Raw genomic sequence first — 18,370 nt, forward strand, 5'->3', positions numbered from 1 at the left:
CCCAACCGTATGGCGTACGGTACGGCGTACTGACCATGATGGAGGACCAGTTTGAACGACGTCCGGCCCTTCCGGCTCGAAATCGCCCAGGCCGACCTGGACGACCTGCGCACGCGGCTCGACCGGGTGCGCTGGCCCGACGAGGTCCCCGGCCTCGGCTGGCGGTACGGAGTTCCGCTCCCGCACATGAAACGGCTCGTCGGCCACTGGCGCGACGGCTACGACTGGCGGCGCGCCGAGGCCGAGCTCAACCGGCACGACCAGTTCGTGACCGAGATCGACGGCCAGCGGGTGCATCTCCTGCACGTGCGCTCAGCGAATCAGGACGCGCTTCCGCTGCTGATCACGCACGGCTGGCCGAGCAGCCCGGTGGAGTACCTCGACGTGATCGAGCCGCTCAGCCGCGACTTCCACCTCGTCATCCCGTCCCTGCCCGGCTACGGCCTGTCCGGCCCCACCACGGAGACGGGCTGGGGCTCCACCCGCATCGCCAAGGCGTGGCTGGAGCTCATGACCAGGCTCGGCTACGACCGCTTCGGCGTGCAGGGCGGCGACTGGGGCAGCTGGATCTCCCGCGAGGTCGGCGTGCTCGCCCCCGAGCGGGTCGCCGGGATGCACGGCAACGGCATCATCTGCTTCCCCATCGGGGCCTCCGGCGAGCTCGACGGCCTGACCGAGACCGAGCAGGAGCGCCTGGCCTTCCGCGACGCCTATCTGACCGAGCAGTACGGCTACAAGCTCATCCAGTCGGCCAGGCCGCAGACCTTCGCCTACGGCATGACCGACTCCCCCGTGGCCCTGCTGTCCTGGTTCGCGAGCGTCTATCACGAATGGAGCGACAGGGAGATCGACCCCGACCGCCTGCTCACCACCACGATGCTCTACTGGCTGACCGGCACCGCCGGCTCGGCCGCCCGCTCCTTCGTCGAGACGCCCGACACCGACCAGGACACCAGCGTCGAGTGGGAGCTCACGGCGGCCACCGTGCCGACCTCGATCTCCGTCTTCCCCAAGGACATCCTGCGCCCCATCCGCCGCTTCGCCGAACGGGACAACAACATCGTCGGCTGGGTGGAGCACGAGCGCGGCGGCACGTTCGCGGCGCTGGAGGAGCCGGAGGCGTTCGTCACCGACGTCCGCGCCTTCTTCACCGGCCGCTGACCCTGCCACCCCGTCCGATCGACCCCGTAGGGGGGCGGGTCCTCACTCTCGTTCCAGCTCGTGGGCGAGTTCCTCCAGTTCCGCGTCGCCGGCCATCAGGGAGGTGAGCTTCTCGCGGGTGATGTCGGCCTTGGCGTACTCGCCCATGCTCGTCCCCCGGTTCAGCAGCAGGAACCGGTCGCCCACGGGGTAGGCGTGGTGCGGGTTGTGCGTGATGAACACCACGCCGAGCCCTCGGTCGCGGGCTCGGGCGATGTAGCGCAGCACCACCCCGGCCTGCTTGACGCCGAGGGCCGAGGTCGGCTCGTCCAGGATGAGCACGCGGGCACCGAAGTAGACCGCCCTGGCGATCGCCACCGACTGCCGCTCACCGCCCGACAGGGTGCCGACCGGCTGGTCCACGTCCCGGATGTCGATGCCCATGGCGCGCAGTTCCTCGCCGGCGACCCGCTTGGCGGTGCGCACGTCGAAGGCGGCGGCGAGCAGGCCCTTGCGCGGCTCCGAGCCGAGGAAGAAGTTCCGCCAGACCGACATCAGCGGGATCATCGCCAGGTCCTGGTAGACGGTGGCGATGCCGCGGTCGAGCGCGTCCCTGGGACTGCTCAGCCGGACCTCCGCGCCGTCCACGAGCAGGGTCCCGGTGTCATGCTGGTGCACGCCCGCGAGGATCTTGATGAGGGTGGACTTGCCCGCGCCGTTGTCACCGAGCACGCAGGTGACCCGGCCCGCCTCCACCCCCATCGACACCTCGCGCAACGCCAGCACCGAGCCGAACGACTTGCCGATGTCCCGGGTCTCGAGTATCAATGCTTCACCTCCTCGGCATAGCGCCTGACCAGGCGATTGGCCAGCGTGGCCAGCAGCAGCATGGCCCCCAGGAAGAACTTGAACCAGTCGGCGTCCCAGCCCAGGAAGACGATGCCCTTGTCGGCCATGCCGAAGATCACCGCGCCGATGGCCGCGCCGATCGCGGAGCCGTACCCGCCCGTGAGCAGGCAGCCGCCGATCACGGCGGCGATGATGTAGATGAACTCCTGCCCGATGCCGATGTTGGCCTGCACGGACGTGTAGCGCAGCGCCATGATCGAGCCGACCAGCCAGGCCGCGACCGCCGTCGTCATGAACAGCGCGATCTTCGTCCGGGCGGCCGGCACCCCGACCGCCCGCGCGGCCGGCTCGCTGCCGCCGACCGCGAAGATCCAGTTGCCCACCCGTGAGCGCATCAGCACCCAGGTGGCCAGCGCGGTGACCAGCAGCCACCACAGGATCGCCACCCGGAAGGAGGTGCCGCCGATCTGGATCGTGCCCGCGAAGACGGTCCGCGCCGCCTCGAAGCCCTCCGACCTGCGCAGCCCGCTGACCTGTACGGTGCCGGTCAGCGCCTTGGTGACACCGAGGTTGACACCCTGCAGCATGAGGAAGGTGCCGAGCGTCACGATGAAGCTGGGCAGCCGCGTCCTGGTCACGATCAGGCCGTTGAGCAGCCCGACGCCGAGCGCCACGACGAGGCTGACGAACATGGCCAGCCACACGTTCAGGCCGTAGCGGGTGGCCAGGGTGACCAGGATGAGCCCGGTCGTGCCGGTCAGCACACCCGCCGACAGGTCGAACTCGCCGCCGATCATCAGCAGGGCGATGGCCACCGCCATGATGCCGAGGGTGGCGGCCGGGTCCAGCCAGTTCGCGATGCCCTCGGATGACCTGAACACCGCCGACTGGGTCGCGAAGAAGGTGAAAACCACCACCGCCCCGACGACCGCGCCCAGTTCGGGCCGGATCAGCAGGCGGCGCAGCAGCCCCACCCGCGCGAGCCGCTCGTCGGCGGCGGCGGCCGTCACGGTGCCTCCCTGCTCATCACGGCGCCTCCCCGCTCATCGCGTGCCCGCCTCGGCCATCTTGGCGACCTGCTCGGCGTTGTCCTTGGTGACGAAGCCGGGCCCGGTGTTGACGGGCAGGCCGCCGCCGACGGTGTTGAGGTTGTTCTTGTACAGGTGGAGGAAGGTGATGGGCAGGTAGCCCTGCAGATACTGCTGCTGGTCGACGGCGAACAGGATCTCGTCGCCCTGGATGGCGGTGACCACGTCGGCCGACAGGTCGAAGGTGGCCAGCTTGGCCTGTGAGCCGGCGTCGGCGATGGCGTCCCTGGCGGCGACCGCGACCGCGGGGTTGAGCGCGAGCACGCCGTTGACGGCCTTGTCGGTCTGGAGCTTCGCGGTGACTTTGGAGCTCACGTCGGCCAGGTTGCTCACGTCCACCTGCAGCCGCTCGACGGTGCCGCCGAGCGTCTCCTCGGCGCCCTTGCAGCGCTGGTCGAGGCCGATGTTGCCGGCCTCGTGGATGACGCACAGCAGCTTGGTGACGCCGGCCGCCTTGAGCTGCTCGCCCGCGCCGCGTCCGGCCACGTCCTCGGACTGGCCGACGTGCGTGATCGCGCCGAGCTCCTTGGCGGAATCGGCGCCGGAGTTGATGGTGACGACGGGGATCTTCGCGGCGACGGCCTTGCCGATGGCCTCGCGCAGCGCGTCGGGGTTGGCCATGGAGACCACGATGCCGTCGACCTTGCTGGAGACCGCCTGGTCGATGAGCTGCGACTGCTTGGCGGGGTCGCCGTCGCCCTGGTAGGTGACCTGCGCGCCGTACTCCGTGCCCGCGGCCTCGGCGCCGTTCTTGACGACGTCCCAGAAGGAGTCGCCCGGCGCGCCGTGGGTGATCACGGCGTAGGTGCCGGCGCCCGTCGCGGCCGGGGCCGAGCCCTCCGCGGGGGCACTCTGCGGGGTCTGTTCGCCCGGGGAGGAGCACCCGCCCAACGCCAGGACGCTCATCATGGCCAGCACCACCGGAATTCGTCTCATCCGACACCTCCAAGAGCAACGGGCTGCCCCCGGTTGTACCTCAATATCATCTGTATGTATAGACATGCGGACTAATGACGACGTCACGCACCTGGCGGAGGTTGCGGATGAGGCTCATGGAAAGCCCCATCCCCTCTCACAGGTCGGCCGGGCATAGGAGGCACGGTGACACCCGACTCGTTCGCCCACATCTCAGCCGGATCGCTGTACGGGACAGACCGGCGTTCTGCGGGCGTTCTACAACGTGTGCAAGCACCGGGCGCACGAACTTCTGTCCGGCTCTGAGGCCCGGCGCGGCATCGTGTCCCGTAAAAGAACAGCCGATTCGCTGCCAGGTGAACCGGTGTCCGCCTCGATCAGAACGGTCGTTTCTGTTGCTCGATGTACTGCTTGAGTACGGTCAGCGGGGGGCCGCCGACCGAGGCGGCGAAGTAGGAGCCAGACCAGAAACGGTCACCCGTCTGGTGGTCGCGGACGTGGGCGCCGAACTCTTTGCGGAGCATCCGAGCCGATACCCCCTTCAGTGAGTTGACCAGTTTGGACAGGGCGACTTTGGGCGGATAGTGGACCAGCAGGTGGACGTGGTCGTCCTCGCCGTTGAACTCGCGGAGTACGACCTCGAAGTCGGCGCACACCTCGCGCATGATCTCCTCGCAGCGGGACAGCATCGGGCCGGTGAGGGCTCCCCGCCAGTATTTGGTGAGGAATACCAAATGGGCATGAAGGTGGCATTCGACGTGTCGTCCGGCGCGGACGTCGGGGTTCGGTTCCCATCTCGGTGACATGAACCAAATGATATGATCACGGTGTGCAGAAGGTGAAGCAAGCGCGGGCGCAGGTGGCCCGTCTGGAGTTGAGCGCGGCCCAGGCGGCGGTGCTGGAGGGCCAGGCGCACACCGCCCGCGCGCTGTGGAACCTGCTGCACGCGTACGTCACCTTCCGGCAGGGCCGCCTCGCGACCCTGAAGCAATGCGACGACGCGATCCGGACCGCCCGGCGTGAGATCGACTGGATGCGCCAACTGCCCGCCCAGGCGGCTCAGGCGGTGCTGAAGACCTACCGGCAGGCGTGGGCGAACTTCTTCAACCCTGACCATCCCGCTGGCCGTCCGACGTTCAAGGCCCGGCTCCGATCCCGCCCGGCCGTCGATGTGCCCCAGGCCCGCGACCTGCAGATCAAGCGCATCAACCGGCGGTGGGGCGCGGTCAACCTGCCCAAGGCCGGGCGGGTGCGGTTCCGCTGGACCAGGGACCTGCCCGGCGTCACCCAGGGCGGCCCGGCCGGGCGGATCACCGGAGCCCGGCTGGTCAAGGACGCCTTCGGCTGGCAGATCGTGTTCCGCACCGAGATCACCAAGGCCGTCCCGATCGCCGGTACCCATCCCGGTCCGCCTGTGGGGATCGACCGGGGCATCACCGTCGCCTTGGCGCTGTCGGACCAGACCACACGCGAGCACGGCCCCTGGCTGAGCGGCGGTGAGCGCGAACACCTGCGCCGCCTGGAGAAGAAATCCGCCCGCCAGCGCGCCACCCACACCCACGGACAGCCGACCTCTCATCGGCTGGCCCGCACCTATGACCAGATGGCCAGGCTCCGCGCGACAGCCAAGCGCCGAGCCGTCGACTGGCAGCACCAGACCACCACCGAACTCGCCGCCACCTTCAGCATGATCGTGGTGGAAGACCTGAAGATCATCAACATGGTCCGCTCCGCCAAGGGCACGATCGAACGACCTGGCCGCAACGTGCGGCAGAAGGCCGGGCTGAACCGTGCCATCACCGGCCAGGCGTGGGGCCGCACGGTCACCCTGCTGGAGTACAAGACCCGTGACCGCGGCGGGCAGGTGGCGAAGGTTTCCCCGGCGGGCACCTCGCAGACCTGCCACCGGTGCGGGCACCGGGATCCGGCCGCCCGTGACGGCACCCGGTTCTCGTGCACCGACCTGGCGTGCGGGTGGATCGGCCATGCCGACACCAACGCCGCGATCAACATACGCAACGCCGCAGGAACTGCGGTGTCAGGACGTGGAGACCACGGGGCTACCCGGTCCGCGAAGCGTCAACCCCCGCGCGCCGCCTAACCCGCGACGCGACGGGAGAATCTCCGGCCTTCCGGCCGGAGAGGAGTTCAATCCAGCCACATGGCCCAGGGGGGCCACCCCTGGCCCGCCCCCGCGTTCACCCAGGGCAAGATCGTTTACGACTCGGACGGGTCCGGGCTGTCGGAGCATGCGGTCCACCATTTTCATGGCCTGATCCTCAAGGCCTACCGGCAGGAGCTCGCCTGTTCCTAGTAGAACGGAATTATACGTTCCCGTATGCTGTGACCATGACCACTGCACCCATGAGCGGCCGCAAGGCCCAGGCCGCGCGGAACGACGAGTTGATCCTCGCGGCGGCGCGCGCCGTCTTCACCGCCGACCCGGGCGCCCCCATCGCGGCCGTGGCCGAGCGGGCGGGCGTCGGGATCAGCGCCCTCTACCGGCGTTACCCCAGTAAGGAGGCCCTGCTGCAGAAGCTCTGCGGCGACGGGCTCCAGCTCTACATCGCCGTCTCGGAGCAGGCGATGCGGGACCATGACGACCCGTGGGAGGAGTTCGCCGGCTACATGCGCGGGATCGTCGACGCCGACACCAACTCGCTCACGATCAAGCTGGCGGGCACCTTCCATCCCACGCAGGAGCTCTACCAGTACGCCACCAGGGCCTCCGAGCTGGCGACCCGGCTCCACGCGCGGGCGGTCGAGGCGGGCGTGCTCCGGCCGGACGTCACGACCGCCGACATAGCCCTGATGTTCGAGCAGCTCGCCTCGATGCGGCTGGGCGACGAGCAGCGGACCGGTGAGCTCCGCCACCGTTACCTGGCGCTGATGCTCGACTCCCTGCGGCAGCCGCCCGCCCACCGCCCGCTGCCGGGCCCCGCTCCGGAGGACGTGGAGCTGTCGGGCCGCTGGACCCCCGGGAGTTAGGCGCCGTCGGCCAGTCGCGTGAACAGGGCCAGCGTACGGCGTGCCCTGGCCACGATCGGGGCGTCCACGAACCTGCCGTCCGGCAGGGCGAGGGCGCCCGCTCCCGCGACCTCCGCCGCCTGGACGATCTCCGCGGCCTTGACCGCCTCCTCCTCCGTCGGCCGGAAGGCCGCCCTGATCAGCGGGATCTGCCGCGGATGGATGGCGGTCCTGCCGAACATGCCCAGCGCCCGGCCCGCCGCGCACGAGGCCATCAGCCCGGTCTCGTCCCGCAGGTCAGGGTAGACGGCCATGGGCACCGGCGGCAGTCCCGCCGCCGCGGCGGCGAGCACGGCCTGCAGCCTGAGGTGGGTCACGGCGCTCTCGCCGGTGATGGACAGCTCGGCGGCCAGGTCCTGCTCGCCGAGCGCGATCCCGTCGACACACGGGTGGGCGGCGATGGCCCGCGCGTCCATGATCCCGGCGGCCGACTCCAGCAGCGCGTACGCCCGCACGCCGAACCTCTCCAGCAGGTCCAGCGTGCCGGCCGACTCGACCTTGGGCAGTCGTACGGCGTCGGCCAGCGCGCCGAGCGCGTCCAGGTCGTCCAGCCCGCGCTGGGTGGCCACATCGTTGACCCGCACGTGGACGGGCGTCCGCTCACGGGCCGCCGCCGGCCGTTCGCGCAGGAAGGCGGCGGCGTGCTCGCGGGCCTCCTCCTTGCGGGCGGGCGCGACCGCGTCCTCAAGGTCGATGATGACCACGTCGGCGCCGGAGCCGACCGCCTTGGCGAACCGCTCGGGCCGGTCGCCGGGCACGTACAGCCAGGTGACGGGGAGGTTCACGCGATCACCCCGCTGTCGCGCAGCGCGGCGATCCGCTCGGGGGTGTAGGTCAGCTCGCCGAGCACCTCGTCGGTGTCGCGGCCGAGGACCCGCCCGGACCAGCGGACCTCACCCGGCGTCTCCGACAGGCGGAACAGCACGTTCTGCATGGTGACCGAGCCGAGCTCCTCGTCGGGCACCTCGACGAAGGTGCCGAGGGCCGCGTACTGCGGATCCCGCGCGATGTCGGTCACGTCGTAGATGGGGGCGACGGCGGCCTGCACCTCCACGAAGCGGGCGATGACCTCCTCGGCGTCCCGTTCGGCGATCCAGGCGGCGACGGCCTCGTCCAGCTCGTCGGCGTGCCGCACCCGGCCGCTGCCACTGCTGAACCAGGGCTGCTCGACCAGGTCGGCGCGGCCCACCAGGGTGACCACCCGCTCGGCGATGGGCTGGGCGCTGGTGGAGACGGCCAGCCAGCGGCCGTCACGGGTGCGGTAGGTGTTGCGCGGCGCGTTGCTGCTGGAGCGGTTGCCGGTGCGCTCCGGCACCACGCCGAGGGCCTTGTACGCGGTCATCTGCGGGCCGAGCAGGCCGACGATGGGCTCGATGATCGCCATGTCGATGACCTGGCCGCGCCCGGTCCGCTCACGGGCGTGCAGGGCGACCATGACGGCGTAGGACATGGCCAGGCCGGCGATGCCGTCGGCCAGGGCCAGCGGCGGCAGCGTCGGCGGCCCGTCCGGCTGGCCGGTCATCGCGGCGAACCCGCTCATCGCCTCGGCGAGGGTGCCGAATCCGGGCTGCCTCGCCATCGGGCCGGACTGCCCGAAACCGGTCATCCGCGCCACGATCAGCCGCGGGTTGAGCTCCATCAGGTCGGCGGGCGCCAGGCCCCAGCGCTCCAGCGTGCCGGGGCGGAAGTTCTCCACGAGCACGTCGGACCGCTCCGCCAAGAGGCGCAGGATCTCCTGCCCCTCCTCGCGCGACAGGTCGACGGCCGCCGCGCGCTTGTTGCGCGACAGCGACTTCCACCACAGCCCCACGCCGTCCACCGAGGCGCCGTGCCCGCGTGACGGGTCGCCGCGCCGGGGGTGTTCGATCTTGATCACGTCGGCGCCGAAGTCGCCGAGCATCATCGCGGCCGAGGGTCCGGCGAACAGCGTCGCGGCGTCGATGACCCTGAGGTCGGCGAGGCTTGTCATAGTTATGCAACTTATAAGAAATATGTCATAGGTCAACTTTGGGAGACACTAGGAGTCATGACCAGCCAGCCGCGGCCGCCCATGAGCAAGGCCGAGTACGTCTACAGCGTCCTGCTGGACGAGATCCGCACGGCCCAGATCCCCGGCGGCACCGCCCTGCGCGCCGGAGCCGTCGCCCGGCGGCTGGGCGTCTCGGTCACCCCGGTGCGCGAGGCGCTGCGCAGGCTGGAGAAGGACCGGCTGATCAGTTACGAGGCCCACCACGGCGCGACCGTGGTCGACCTCGGCGACGACGCGCTGGAGGAGTTCTACGGGCTGCGCGCGGTGGTCGAGGGCCTCGGCGCGCGGCTGGCGGCGGCCCGGATCACCGGCGAGGAGCTGGCCCGGCTGCACGAGCTGCACGCCGCGATGGTCCGCGACGCCGAGGAGGGCGGCAACGACCGGCTCGGCGAGCAGAGCAGGCACTTCCACCTGCGCATCGCCGACATCGGCGGGCCCGCCTTCCTCGGCCAGCACGCCAGGGCGGTGCGCAACAGCTTCCCGGTGCCCGCCGCCGCGTCGCTGTGGCTGGACCCGGCCCAGGTCCGACGGCAGCTCGACGCGCACGCGGGGATCCTGGCCGCCCTGGCCGGAGGCGACGGCACGCGGGCCGAGCTGCTGATGATCGAGCACGTCCGGCAGGCCGGCGACTATCGCAAGCAGCACGGACCCGCTGGCAGGATGACCTCATGATCAAGGGCATCCTGTTCGACCTCGACGGCACCCTGCTCGATCACCGCGCCGCCGCCGACGCCGGGATCACCGCCTGGGTGTCGGCCCGCGCGCCGGGCCACCCCCGGCTCGGCGAGGCGGCCGGGCTCTGGGCCGCGCTGGAAGGGCCGCACCTGGAGGCGTGGCACGCGGGCGAGTGCTCGTGGGAGGAGCAGCGCCGCCGCCGCATGCGGGCGCTCTGCCGGGAGCTGGCGCTGGAGACGCCCGGCGACCTGGACGCCGCCTTCGCCGCGTTCGCCGCCCACTACCGCGACGGGTGGACCGCCTTTCCCGACGCGGCGGACGCCGTGGCCGCCCTCGGCGGGTTCCGGCTGGGCGTGCTCACCAACGGCATCCAGGAGATGCAGGAGGCGAAGGTACGCGCGATCGGGCTGGCCGGGCTGGTCGGCCCCGTGCTGACGGGCGAGGTGCTGGACGGCTGCTACAAACCGGTCCCCGCCTGCTACACCGGCGCGGCCGCCGCTCTCGGGCTGACTCCCGGGGAGGTGCTGCTGGTGGGCGACGACGTGGACAAGGACGTCACCGGTCCGGCCGCCGCCGGGATGCGCTCGGTCTGGCTGGACAGGCTCGGCGTCGAGGCCGCTCCACCGGGCTTCCCGAGGATCACCACCCTGGCCGAGCTCCCCCCGCTGGTCGGCCGCGCCTGAGCACCGGCCGGAATCAGCCGGGCAGCACCTCGGCCAGTGCCGATCCCTGCAGGTCGAAGCCGCCCACGTGGGCCAGGTAATCGCCCTTGACCAGCGGGTCGCCCCGATAGACGCCGCCGGCCTGCCGCACCAGCAGGGCCCCGGCCGCCACGTCCCACGGGTGGGAGCGGGTGCCGTAGGCGGCGTCCGACCACCCGGCGGCGACGTGGGCGAGCTTCAGCGCGGCACTGCCGGGCCGGCGCACGGCGGAGAAGGAGTCGACGAAGCGGCCGTAGCGGCGCAGCGCCTCCTCCCCCTCGGCCTCCAGGTCGAGCGGCGTCGGATAGCTGGACAGCAGCATGGCCTCACGGTCACGGGCGGCCCCCTTGCTGCGGATCGGGCTGCCGTTGCACCAGGCCCCCTCGGTGGAGGCGGTGAACTCGTCCTCGCGTACCGGGTCGTACACCACGCCCGCGACCAGTTCGCCGCGCACGGCGGCGGCGATGGAGACGCAGAAGAACGGCAGGCCGGCGGCGAAGTTGGCGGTGCCGTCGATCGGGTCGACGTACCAGCACAGGTCGCCCGAGCCGGTCTCGCCGCCCTCCTCCCCCACGATGGCGCTGTCGGGCCACCGCGCGGTGATGACGGCGCGGATGGTCTCCTCCGCGGCCCGGTCGTGCTCGGTCACCGGGTCGTGGAAGTCACGTTTGGTGGTGATCTGCGGCCGGGACCTGAAGGCCTCGCGCAGCCGGGGGCCCACGGCCCTGGCCGCTTCGGTGGCGGTGTCCAGCAGTCCGGTCATGTCCATGCGTTCCCCCAGTGAGCTCGCCGGCGGCCCTTCATCCGGGATGACTATGACAGGACATAGTTACCTCAGGATGAACAAGCGACACGACCTGAAGCTTAACAAGTGCTATTTGTCAGGACATTCTGACCTCGGATAATCTGATCAGCATGACCGCGAATCTGGCGATCGACCTGGACCGATCCAGCCCCGTGCCGCTCTACTTCCAGGTGGCCGAGCAGATCGCCGAAGCCATCCGGCGCGGCGACCTGACCCCCGGCTCCCGGCTGGACAACGAGATCCTGCTCGCCGACAAACTGGGGCTGTCCAGGCCCACGATTCGCCAGGCGATCCAATACCTCGTCGACAAGGGCCTGCTGGTCCGCAAGCGCGGCGTCGGCACCCAGGTGGTGCACGGGCAGGTCAAACGCTCGGTGGAGCTGACCAGCCTCTACGACGACCTGCGCCGCTCCGGCCAGGAGCCGGCCACCCAGGTGCTCACGCTGGAGCCGCGCCAGGTCGAGGAGGCGATCGCCGCGATCCTCGGCGTCGAGCCCGGCACCGACGTCCTCTACCTGGAACGGCTGCGCTTCGCCGCGGGCGAGCCGCTGGCCGTGCTGCACAACTGGCTGCCGCTGGGGCTGGCCCAGCTCACCGCCGCCGACCTCGAAGGCCGTGGCCTGTACGAGCTGCTGCGCGGCTCCGGCGTGCGGATGCGCGTCGCCAATCAGCGCATCGGCGCCCGAGCCGCCACCCAGACCGAGGCGAAACTGCTGGAGGAGCGGCGCGGTGCCCCCCTGCTGACCATGATCCGCACCACCTACGACGACCAGGGCCGGGCCGTCGAGCACGGCTCGCACATCTACCGGGCCTCCCACTACTCCCTGGAGGTCACCCTCATCGAGCGCTGACCCGCCGGGAACGAGACTCCCGTATCTTCCGGCGAACCGACGGTCTGTCCGGCTACACTCCAGCTTGGAAGCAAGCAGTCGCAGATGGCTTCACCGTGCCGCCCGAACCCCGCGTCACACATTCCTCGCGCCGACCGCTCGGATCCGCCACGCCCGTGGGGGCACGGTGTGGCGCGCCCGGGACCGGCGCTTCTTACGGCTTTGGGGACGGCATCCGGGCTATGGCACCACTTCACCTGACGACCAGGGACCACGCTGACACCGTGGCGGACACTGCGGCTGCCACGGCGGTCGGCACCGTGACCGTCTCGGTCGCCGGCGAGCTCGACATCGCCACCGTCGACGTGCTGCGCACCCACCTGCTCCAGGTCCTCGAACGGGCCGGCGGCGAGGTGGTGCTGGAGCTGAGCGGGCTGTCGTTCATCGACGCGGCCGGGCTCGGCGCGCTGGTCGCCCTGCGCGGGCAGGCCCGGCTGCACCGCACGGAACTGCTCCTGGCCGGCGTCCCCGCGCCGATGGCGCGGCTGCTGCGGATCACCGGCCTGGACGGCCACTTCCTCACCCTGAGGCGGCAGAGTCCCGGGAGTCCTGAAGGAAGGCCGTGATCGCCGCCTCGGTGGCGTCGCGCAGCCGCGCGTGCACCACCGCGTTCGCCGCGCGGTCGGTGCGCACCTCCACCACTCTCGGCCCCTCGCCGCGCAGCGCCTTGGACAGCTCGGACGGGTCCTGCACCTGCGTGTACGGGGTGCCGGTCGCGGCGGTGGCGTAACCGAGGTCCACGCCGTGCGGCGTGCCGAAGACGCGCTCGAACGGGTCGCGCAGCGCCGCCTGGGGCAGCAGCGAGAAGATGCCGCCCCCGTCGTTGTTGACCACCACCAGGCACAGGTCCGGCCGGGGCTCCCGGGGGCCGAGGATCAGGCCGTTCTGGTCGTGCAGGAACGACAGGTCGCCCATGAGCGCGTAGGCGGGCCCGTTGTGCGCCAGCGCCGCGCCCATGGCCGTGGACACCAGCCCGTCGATGCCGGAGGCGCCGCGGTTGGCCAGCAGCTTGAGCCCGCGCCGGGGCCGCATCGCCTGGTCCAGGTCCCTGATCGGCATCGAGGAGCCGCAGAACAGCAAGGCGTTGTTGGGCAGCATGTCCACCAGGTCGCGGGCCAGCCGGGGCTCGCTCAGCCCCGAGGTGTCCAGCACCTCGTCCAGCGCCGCCCTGGCGGCCGCGTCGGCCTGCCGCCAGGAGTGCAGCCAGCTGTCGTCGCCCGAGGCCACCGGGATCTCCACCGCCTGCGCCACCTGGCTGGCCGAGCGGGTCGGGTCGGGCCAGCGGTCCAGGTCGGGAGCGACCACGATGTGCTCGTCGGCACGCTCCAGCCAGGACAGCAACGGCCGGGACAGGCCGGGACGGCCCAGGGTGACCACCACGTCCGGCCGGTAGGCGCCGGCGAAGTCCGGTACGCCTAGCAGGTGGTGGTAGGTGGAGATGGCGTGGTCGCCGTAACGGGCGCCGCCGTTCGGCTCCGACAGCACCGGCCAGCCCGCCATGCCGGCCGCGGCGACGTACCGGCGTACGTTCGGCGCGCCGTCGCCGACCACGAGCACGCCGCGCCGGGTGGCCGGGATGTGCAGGGCGATGGGCGGCGGCGCGACCCGGGAGCGGACCCACGGCCCGCCGGCGCGGCCGTCCAGCGGCTCGCACCACGAGAGGTCACCGTCGGGGATCAGCGGCTCCCTGAAGGGCACGTTCAGGTGCACCGGGCCCGGATCGTCGGGGCCGACGGCGCGCTGGTAGGCGCGGCAGGCCAGCGATCGCCAGTAGGCCACCTGGCCGGGCCGGTCCTCGGGCGTGCCGATCTCGGCGAACCAGCGGACCGTCGAGCCGTACAGCTTGAGCTGGTCGATCGTCTGGTTGGCGCCGGTGCCGCGCAGCTCGGGCGGGCGGTCGGCGGTGAGCACGAGCAGCGGCACGCCGGACTCGCTCGCCTCGATGACGGCGGGGTGGAAGTTGGCGGCGGCGGTGCCGGAGGAGCAGATCAGCGCGACGGGCCGCTCCGCCCGCCTGGCCAGCCCGAGCGCCAGGAAGGACGCCGAGCGCTCGTCGATCCGGACGTGCAGCCGCACCCGTGACTCGGCGTGCAGCGCCAGCGCCAGGGGGGCGGAGCGGGAGCCGGGCGCGATCACGACGTCGGTGAGGCCGCAGCGCACCAGCTCGTCGACCAGGACCGTGGCCAGCGCGGTAGCGGGATTCACAGTGACGCCTCCTGCATCCGGCGTAGCCACGACGGAGAATCAATCTCAAATCTCGACATATCCGACAAATGCTGAAAATTCACCTCAGGATGACGTACGGCGAGCATCCCGTCCAGGGGCACCAGCGAATCCTCCACCACATCGCCCGACAACAGCGCCATCGTCGCGAGCCCGCACGCGTACGGCAGCTCCGGCAGCGCGGCGGCCAGCGCCAGCCCCGCCGCCAGCCCCACGGAGGTCTCCACGGCGCTCGACACCACGGCCGGCAGCCCGCACGCCTCCACCACCCGCAGCGCCGCCCGCACGCCGCCCAGCGGCTGCACCTTGACCACCGCGATGTCGGCCGCCTCGGCGGCCCGCACCCGCAGCGGATCCTCGGCCCGCCGGATGGACTCGTCGGCCGCCACGGGCACGTCGCAGGCCCGCCGCACCGCCGCCAGCTCCGCCAGCGTGGCGCAGGGCTGCTCGACGTACTCCAGGTCGAACCGGTCGAGCTCCTTGAGCCGCCGGACCGCCTCGTCCACCTCCCAGGCGCCGTTGACGTCCACGCGCAGCCTGCCGGACGGGCCGAGCGCGTCACGCACGGCCTCCACCCTGGCCAGGTCCTCGGCGAAACCCTGCCCGCGCTCGGCCACCTTGACCTTGGCCGTGCCGCAGCCGGAGCGCCGGACGATCTCGTGGGCCTGCTCGGGCCCGACGGCGGGCACGGTGGCGTTGACCGGGACCGCGTCGCGGACCGGCGCGGGCCATCCCTCGAAGGCGGCCTCGCGCGCGCACGCGAGCCACCGGGCGCATTCGCGCGGCCCGTACTCGGGGAACGGCGAGAACTCGCCCCATCCCGCCGGCCCGTGCAGCAGCACCCCTTCTCTGAAGGTCTGTCCCCGGAACCTGGTGCGCATCGGAATCCGGAAAACCACGGGAGAACGCGTCACGACCCTCCCTGCGCCGCTGCCCGATCTGACGCCATTAACCTTACGAGCATGTGGAGGAACCCGTCGCATCCGGACCGTCCGCTGCACGCCGTGGTGCAGCCGGCGGGCCCCCGGTTGTTCGCCGCGATCCGCGACGCGCTGTCCGGCGACGGACCCGCCGTGCTGCCTCTGACCCCCGGTCAGGAGGGCGCCGCGCTCGCGGCGCTGCGCCCCACCCACGTGGACGGTGTACGACGGGCGGACGGTGCCGGCGTGCCCGGTGACGTGGCGGTCGTCATCGCCACCAGCGGCAGCACGGGCACCCCCAAGGGCGTGATGCTCTCGGCGAGCGCCCTGCGCGCCTCCGCGGCCGCTTCGCTGCGCCGGGTGGAGGCGGCCAAGGGCGAGCGGTGGCTGTGCTGCCTGCCCGTCTCCCACGTGTCCGGCCTGCAGGTGCTGGTCCGATCGCTGCTCAGCGAGAGCGAGCCGGTGATGCACGAGCGCTTCGATCCCGAGGCGGTGCTGGAGTCGGGCGCCGCGCACGTCTCGCTGGTCCCGACGCAGTTGCACCGGCTGGTCGGGCTCCGGGCGGACCTGTCGCGGTTCCGCACCGTCCTGCTCGGCGGCGCGGCGCCCCGGCCGGGGCTGCTGGCGGAGGCCGCGGCGCTCGGTGCCCGGGTGGTCACGACGTACGGGATGAGCGAGACCAGCGGCGGGTGCGTGTACGACGGCCGCCCCCTTTACAATGTAGATTGCAAAATCGGCGACGACGGCAGGATCCGCCTGGCCGGGCCCGTGCTGTTCTCCGGCTACCGCTTCGGCGGCGAGCCGCCCCTGGACGGCGGCTGGTTCGTCACCTCCGACCTCGGCGAACTGTCCGGCGGCAGGCTCCGCGTCCTCGGCAGGGCCGACGACGTCATCAACACCGGCGGCGAGAAGGTGGTGGCCGCCACCGTGGCGGCCGTGCTCGGCGCCCACCCCGGGATCGCCGAGGTGGCGGTGGTGGGCCGGCCGGACCCCGAGTGGGGCGAGGCCGTGGTGGCCGTCGCGGTCCCCGCCGACCCGGCCAATCCGCCCACGTTGTCCCAGCTCCGGGCCTACTGCGCCGATCGGCTGCCGCCCTTCGCCGCGCCACGGGAGTTGCGCCTGATGCCCCGCTTGCCCTTGCTGGCAAATGGGAAAACAGATCTCATGCGGCTAAAGTCCGGAACCTGATGACTTGTTGGATGCGTCATAGTGGGGAGAAGGAGGGAGCCTCATGAACCAGTCCCGCAAGACGTGGGCCTCTGCGGCGGTTGTCGGCGTGATCCTCGTCGGCGGCGTCTCGGTCGCGGCGGCCGCCTCGGCGGGCAGGCTCGACCAGGCCCGGGAGACCAGGGCCGTGGTGCAGGAGGACCCCACGTTCAGCCCGCCGCCGACCCCGGACGCCACCGACCGCGTCGAGGACGGCATCGTGGTCTCCGAGCAGCTCGAGTCCGACCCGGACGGAGTCGTCGGCTACTGGACGGACGACCGTCTGCAGGAGGCGCAGCCGATGCCGATGCCCGAGGTGAAGCCGGGCGAGCTCGTCCTGCCCGAGTAGGACCGTCAGGGCGGGCCGCATGGGGGGTTCCGCCCTTTTTTCCACCTCACGGGAACAAATAACGGCCGACGGCGTTATGGATACTGGTGAGTCGCGCGGCCGGACGGGCCGCCCCACCATGAAACCCGCCTAGATCGTTTCCGCTCCGTATGGAGGAGGTGTCCTCATGCCCCGAACCGCCGTGGCGACCGCGACCCCGCCCGCAGACCTCGAGCAGCTCATTGACCGAGGGCGAAACCAAGGTCACCTTTCTCTGGCAGAGCTGCGTGACGCATTCGCCCAGGCCGGCATCAGCCCGGCCCAGGGCCGATCCATCTTGCGCGAACTCAGCGACGCCGGCGTGAGCCTGGCCGCCGAGGACGAGCCCGCACTGGCCAGGTCCGCCAAGAAGACCAAGCGCCCCACCAGGAAGGCTTCGAGTACCGAGACTACCGACTCGAAGGCCGCGAAAGCAAAAAACAAGACCACGAAGGCTGACGACGAGGACGGCCCCGACGACCTGGCGCTGGAGATCTCCGCCGAGGTCGCGGAGGAGGTCGACGCCGAGAACGAGCCGCTCGACCTGGACGACAACCAGTCCGTGATGGGCGACTCCGTCCACACCTACCTCAAGTCCATCGGCCGCCGCACGCTGCTCACCGCGGCGCAGGAGGTCGAGCTGGCCAGGCGCATCGAGGCCGGCCTGTACGCGGAGTACAAGCTGGAGAGCACGCCCGACCTGACCGCGGCCCGGCGCGCCGACCTGATGCTCGTGGCGCAGGACGGCAAGGCGGCCAAGGACCACATGCTGGAGGCCAACCTCCGGCTGGTCGTGTCGGTCGCCAAGAAGTACACCGACCGCGGCATGTCCCTGCTGGACGTCGTCCAGGAGGGCAACCTGGGCCTGATCAGGGCCGTGGAGAAGTTCGACTACACCAAGGGCTTCAAGTTCTCCACCTACGCCATGTGGTGGATCCGCCAGGCCATCCAGCGCGGCTTCGCCGACTCGGCCCGCACCATCCGGCTGCCGGTCCACGTACTGGAGATGTTGTCGAAGCTGTCGCGCATCGAGCGCGACATGCACCAGCGGCTGGGCCGCGAGCCCACGCCCGAGGAGCTGGCCGTCGAGCTGGACAAGACCCCCGACCAGATCGAGGAGCTGCTGCGCACCAGCCGGCAGCCCATCTCGCTGAACGCGACGATCGGCGAGGACGGCGAGACCACGATCGGCGACCTAATCGAGGACGTCGACTCGCCGGAGGCGTCGGAGATCGTCGACCGTCAGCTGCTGGGCGACCAGCTGCGGGGCGTGCTGCGCAACCTCTCACCGAGGGAGGCCAAGATCATGGCGCTGCGGTTCGGCCTGGTGGACGGCAAGCCGCACACCCTCGACGAGATCGGCAAGCACATGGGACTCACCCGTGAGCGCATCCGCCAGCTCGAGAAGGAGTCGCTGTCCAAGCTGCGCCACCCGAGCAACACCCGCCCCCTGCTCGACTGGGCCAGCTGAGCCCTCCGGGGCTCTGAGGCCCGTACGAGCGCGCCTCAGAGGCAGGCAGGTCACGCCTCTCCCC

Annotated in this window: 20 protein-coding genes; 11 read left to right on the forward strand and 9 right to left on the reverse strand. The window is 71.3% G+C overall.

The window, feature by feature from the left end:
* Positions 1-51 precede the first annotated feature (51 nt).
* A complete protein-coding gene (locus ACIBQX_RS01480; RefSeq protein WP_396999390.1) occupies positions 52-1,161 on the forward strand; it encodes an epoxide hydrolase family protein in 1,110 nt (369 codons plus the stop codon).
* Positions 1,162-1,203: 42 nt separating this feature from the next.
* On the opposite strand, the gene ACIBQX_RS01485 is transcribed toward ACIBQX_RS01480, so the two are convergent.
* The 4 genes from ACIBQX_RS01485 to tnpA form a co-directional block, all read right to left on the reverse strand.
* Positions 1,204-1,968 carry an ATP-binding cassette domain-containing protein gene (locus ACIBQX_RS01485; RefSeq protein WP_396999391.1) on the reverse strand — a complete coding sequence of 255 codons (765 nt, stop codon included), beginning with the start codon at positions 1,966-1,968 and terminating at the stop codon, positions 1,204-1,206.
* Positions 1,965-2,999, reverse strand: a complete 1,035-nt coding sequence (locus ACIBQX_RS01490; RefSeq protein ID WP_396999392.1) for an ABC transporter permease — start codon at positions 2,997-2,999, stop codon at positions 1,965-1,967. Before ACIBQX_RS01490 ends, ACIBQX_RS01485 begins: the two co-directional genes overlap by 4 nt.
* Before the next feature lie 33 nt (positions 3,000-3,032).
* On the reverse strand, positions 3,033-4,013 hold the full coding sequence (locus ACIBQX_RS01495; protein WP_396999393.1) for a substrate-binding domain-containing protein: 981 nt from the start codon (positions 4,011-4,013) through the stop codon (positions 3,033-3,035).
* A gap of 356 nt (positions 4,014-4,369) precedes the next feature.
* On the reverse strand, positions 4,370-4,798 hold the full coding sequence (tnpA, locus tag ACIBQX_RS01500; protein WP_396999394.1) for an IS200/IS605 family transposase: 429 nt from the start codon (positions 4,796-4,798) through the stop codon (positions 4,370-4,372).
* 23 nt (positions 4,799-4,821) lie between these two features.
* On the opposite strand from tnpA, the gene ACIBQX_RS01505 reads away from it, so the two are divergent.
* From ACIBQX_RS01505 to ACIBQX_RS01515, 3 genes are read left to right on the forward strand one after another with little or no spacing between them, the layout of a single operon-like run.
* Entirely contained in the window at positions 4,822-6,093 is a 1,272-nt protein-coding gene (locus ACIBQX_RS01505) for an RNA-guided endonuclease InsQ/TnpB family protein (protein WP_396999395.1), read from the forward strand.
* Positions 6,094-6,153: 60 nt separating this feature from the next.
* Entirely contained in the window at positions 6,154-6,306 is a 153-nt protein-coding gene (locus ACIBQX_RS01510; protein WP_396999396.1) for a hypothetical protein, read from the forward strand.
* Between the two features lie 35 nt (positions 6,307-6,341).
* On the forward strand, positions 6,342-6,980 hold the full coding sequence (locus tag ACIBQX_RS01515; RefSeq protein ID WP_396999397.1) for a TetR/AcrR family transcriptional regulator: 639 nt from the start codon (positions 6,342-6,344) through the stop codon (positions 6,978-6,980).
* Here the strand turns inward: ACIBQX_RS01515 and ACIBQX_RS01520 are convergent.
* Together ACIBQX_RS01520 and ACIBQX_RS01525 are read right to left on the reverse strand one after the other, a co-directional pair.
* Positions 6,977-7,804, reverse strand: coding sequence for an HpcH/HpaI aldolase/citrate lyase family protein (locus ACIBQX_RS01520; RefSeq protein ID WP_396999398.1), 828 nt, complete (start codon positions 7,802-7,804; stop codon positions 6,977-6,979). The genes ACIBQX_RS01515 and ACIBQX_RS01520 overlap by 4 nt on opposite strands.
* Entirely contained in the window at positions 7,801-8,988 is a 1,188-nt protein-coding gene (locus ACIBQX_RS01525) for a CaiB/BaiF CoA transferase family protein (RefSeq protein WP_396999399.1), read from the reverse strand. Before ACIBQX_RS01525 ends, ACIBQX_RS01520 begins: the two co-directional genes overlap by 4 nt.
* Before the next feature lie 57 nt (positions 8,989-9,045).
* Between ACIBQX_RS01525 and ACIBQX_RS01530 the strand changes: the two genes are divergently transcribed.
* Together ACIBQX_RS01530 and ACIBQX_RS01535 are read left to right on the forward strand one after the other, a co-directional pair.
* On the forward strand, positions 9,046-9,720 hold the full coding sequence (locus ACIBQX_RS01530; protein ID WP_396999400.1) for a GntR family transcriptional regulator: 675 nt from the start codon (positions 9,046-9,048) through the stop codon (positions 9,718-9,720).
* On the forward strand, positions 9,717-10,406 hold the full coding sequence (locus ACIBQX_RS01535) for an HAD family hydrolase (protein ID WP_396999402.1): 690 nt from the start codon (positions 9,717-9,719) through the stop codon (positions 10,404-10,406). The genes ACIBQX_RS01530 and ACIBQX_RS01535 overlap by 4 nt, the downstream gene beginning before the upstream one ends.
* A gap of 13 nt (positions 10,407-10,419) precedes the next feature.
* On the opposite strand, the gene ACIBQX_RS01540 is transcribed toward ACIBQX_RS01535, so the two are convergent.
* Positions 10,420-11,193 (reverse strand): inositol monophosphatase family protein, encoded by a 774-nt coding sequence (locus ACIBQX_RS01540; RefSeq protein ID WP_396999404.1) that lies wholly within the window; start codon positions 11,191-11,193, stop codon positions 10,420-10,422.
* A 146-nt stretch (positions 11,194-11,339) separates the two neighbouring features.
* Here ACIBQX_RS01540 and ACIBQX_RS01545 point away from each other — a divergent pair, with 146 nt between their 5' ends.
* Both ACIBQX_RS01545 and ACIBQX_RS01550 read left to right on the forward strand, forming a co-directional pair.
* Positions 11,340-12,080 (forward strand): GntR family transcriptional regulator, encoded by a 741-nt coding sequence (locus ACIBQX_RS01545; RefSeq protein WP_396999406.1) that lies wholly within the window; start codon positions 11,340-11,342, stop codon positions 12,078-12,080.
* Positions 12,081-12,343: 263 nt separating this feature from the next.
* A complete protein-coding gene (locus ACIBQX_RS01550) occupies positions 12,344-12,685 on the forward strand; it encodes an STAS domain-containing protein (protein ID WP_396999408.1) in 342 nt (113 codons plus the stop codon).
* Here ACIBQX_RS01550 and menD read toward each other — a convergent pair.
* Positions 12,639-14,324 (reverse strand): 2-succinyl-5-enolpyruvyl-6-hydroxy-3-cyclohexene-1-carboxylic-acid synthase, encoded by a 1,686-nt coding sequence (gene menD, locus ACIBQX_RS01555; protein ID WP_396999410.1) that lies wholly within the window; start codon positions 14,322-14,324, stop codon positions 12,639-12,641. The genes ACIBQX_RS01550 and menD overlap by 47 nt on opposite strands.
* Positions 14,321-15,223, reverse strand: coding sequence for an o-succinylbenzoate synthase (locus ACIBQX_RS01560; protein WP_397001508.1), 903 nt, complete (start codon positions 15,221-15,223; stop codon positions 14,321-14,323). Before ACIBQX_RS01560 ends, menD begins: the two co-directional genes overlap by 4 nt.
* An 81-nt stretch (positions 15,224-15,304) precedes the next feature.
* Between ACIBQX_RS01560 and ACIBQX_RS01565 the strand changes: the two genes are divergently transcribed.
* The 3 genes from ACIBQX_RS01565 (at position 15,305) to ACIBQX_RS01575 (ending at position 18,306) form a co-directional block, all read left to right on the forward strand.
* On the forward strand, positions 15,305-16,450 hold the full coding sequence (locus tag ACIBQX_RS01565; RefSeq protein WP_396999412.1) for an AMP-binding protein: 1,146 nt from the start codon (positions 15,305-15,307) through the stop codon (positions 16,448-16,450).
* A gap of 43 nt (positions 16,451-16,493) precedes the next feature.
* Positions 16,494-16,817 (forward strand): hypothetical protein, encoded by a 324-nt coding sequence (locus ACIBQX_RS01570; RefSeq protein WP_396999414.1) that lies wholly within the window; start codon positions 16,494-16,496, stop codon positions 16,815-16,817.
* Between the two features lie 166 nt (positions 16,818-16,983).
* Entirely contained in the window at positions 16,984-18,306 is a 1,323-nt protein-coding gene (locus ACIBQX_RS01575) for an RNA polymerase sigma factor (protein WP_396999416.1), read from the forward strand.
* Positions 18,307-18,370 lie beyond the last annotated feature (64 nt).

Origin of the sequence: Nonomuraea sp. NPDC049714 (assembly GCF_044465295.1) — a bacterium.
Classification (GTDB): Bacteria; Actinomycetota; Actinomycetes; order Streptosporangiales; family Streptosporangiaceae; genus Nonomuraea.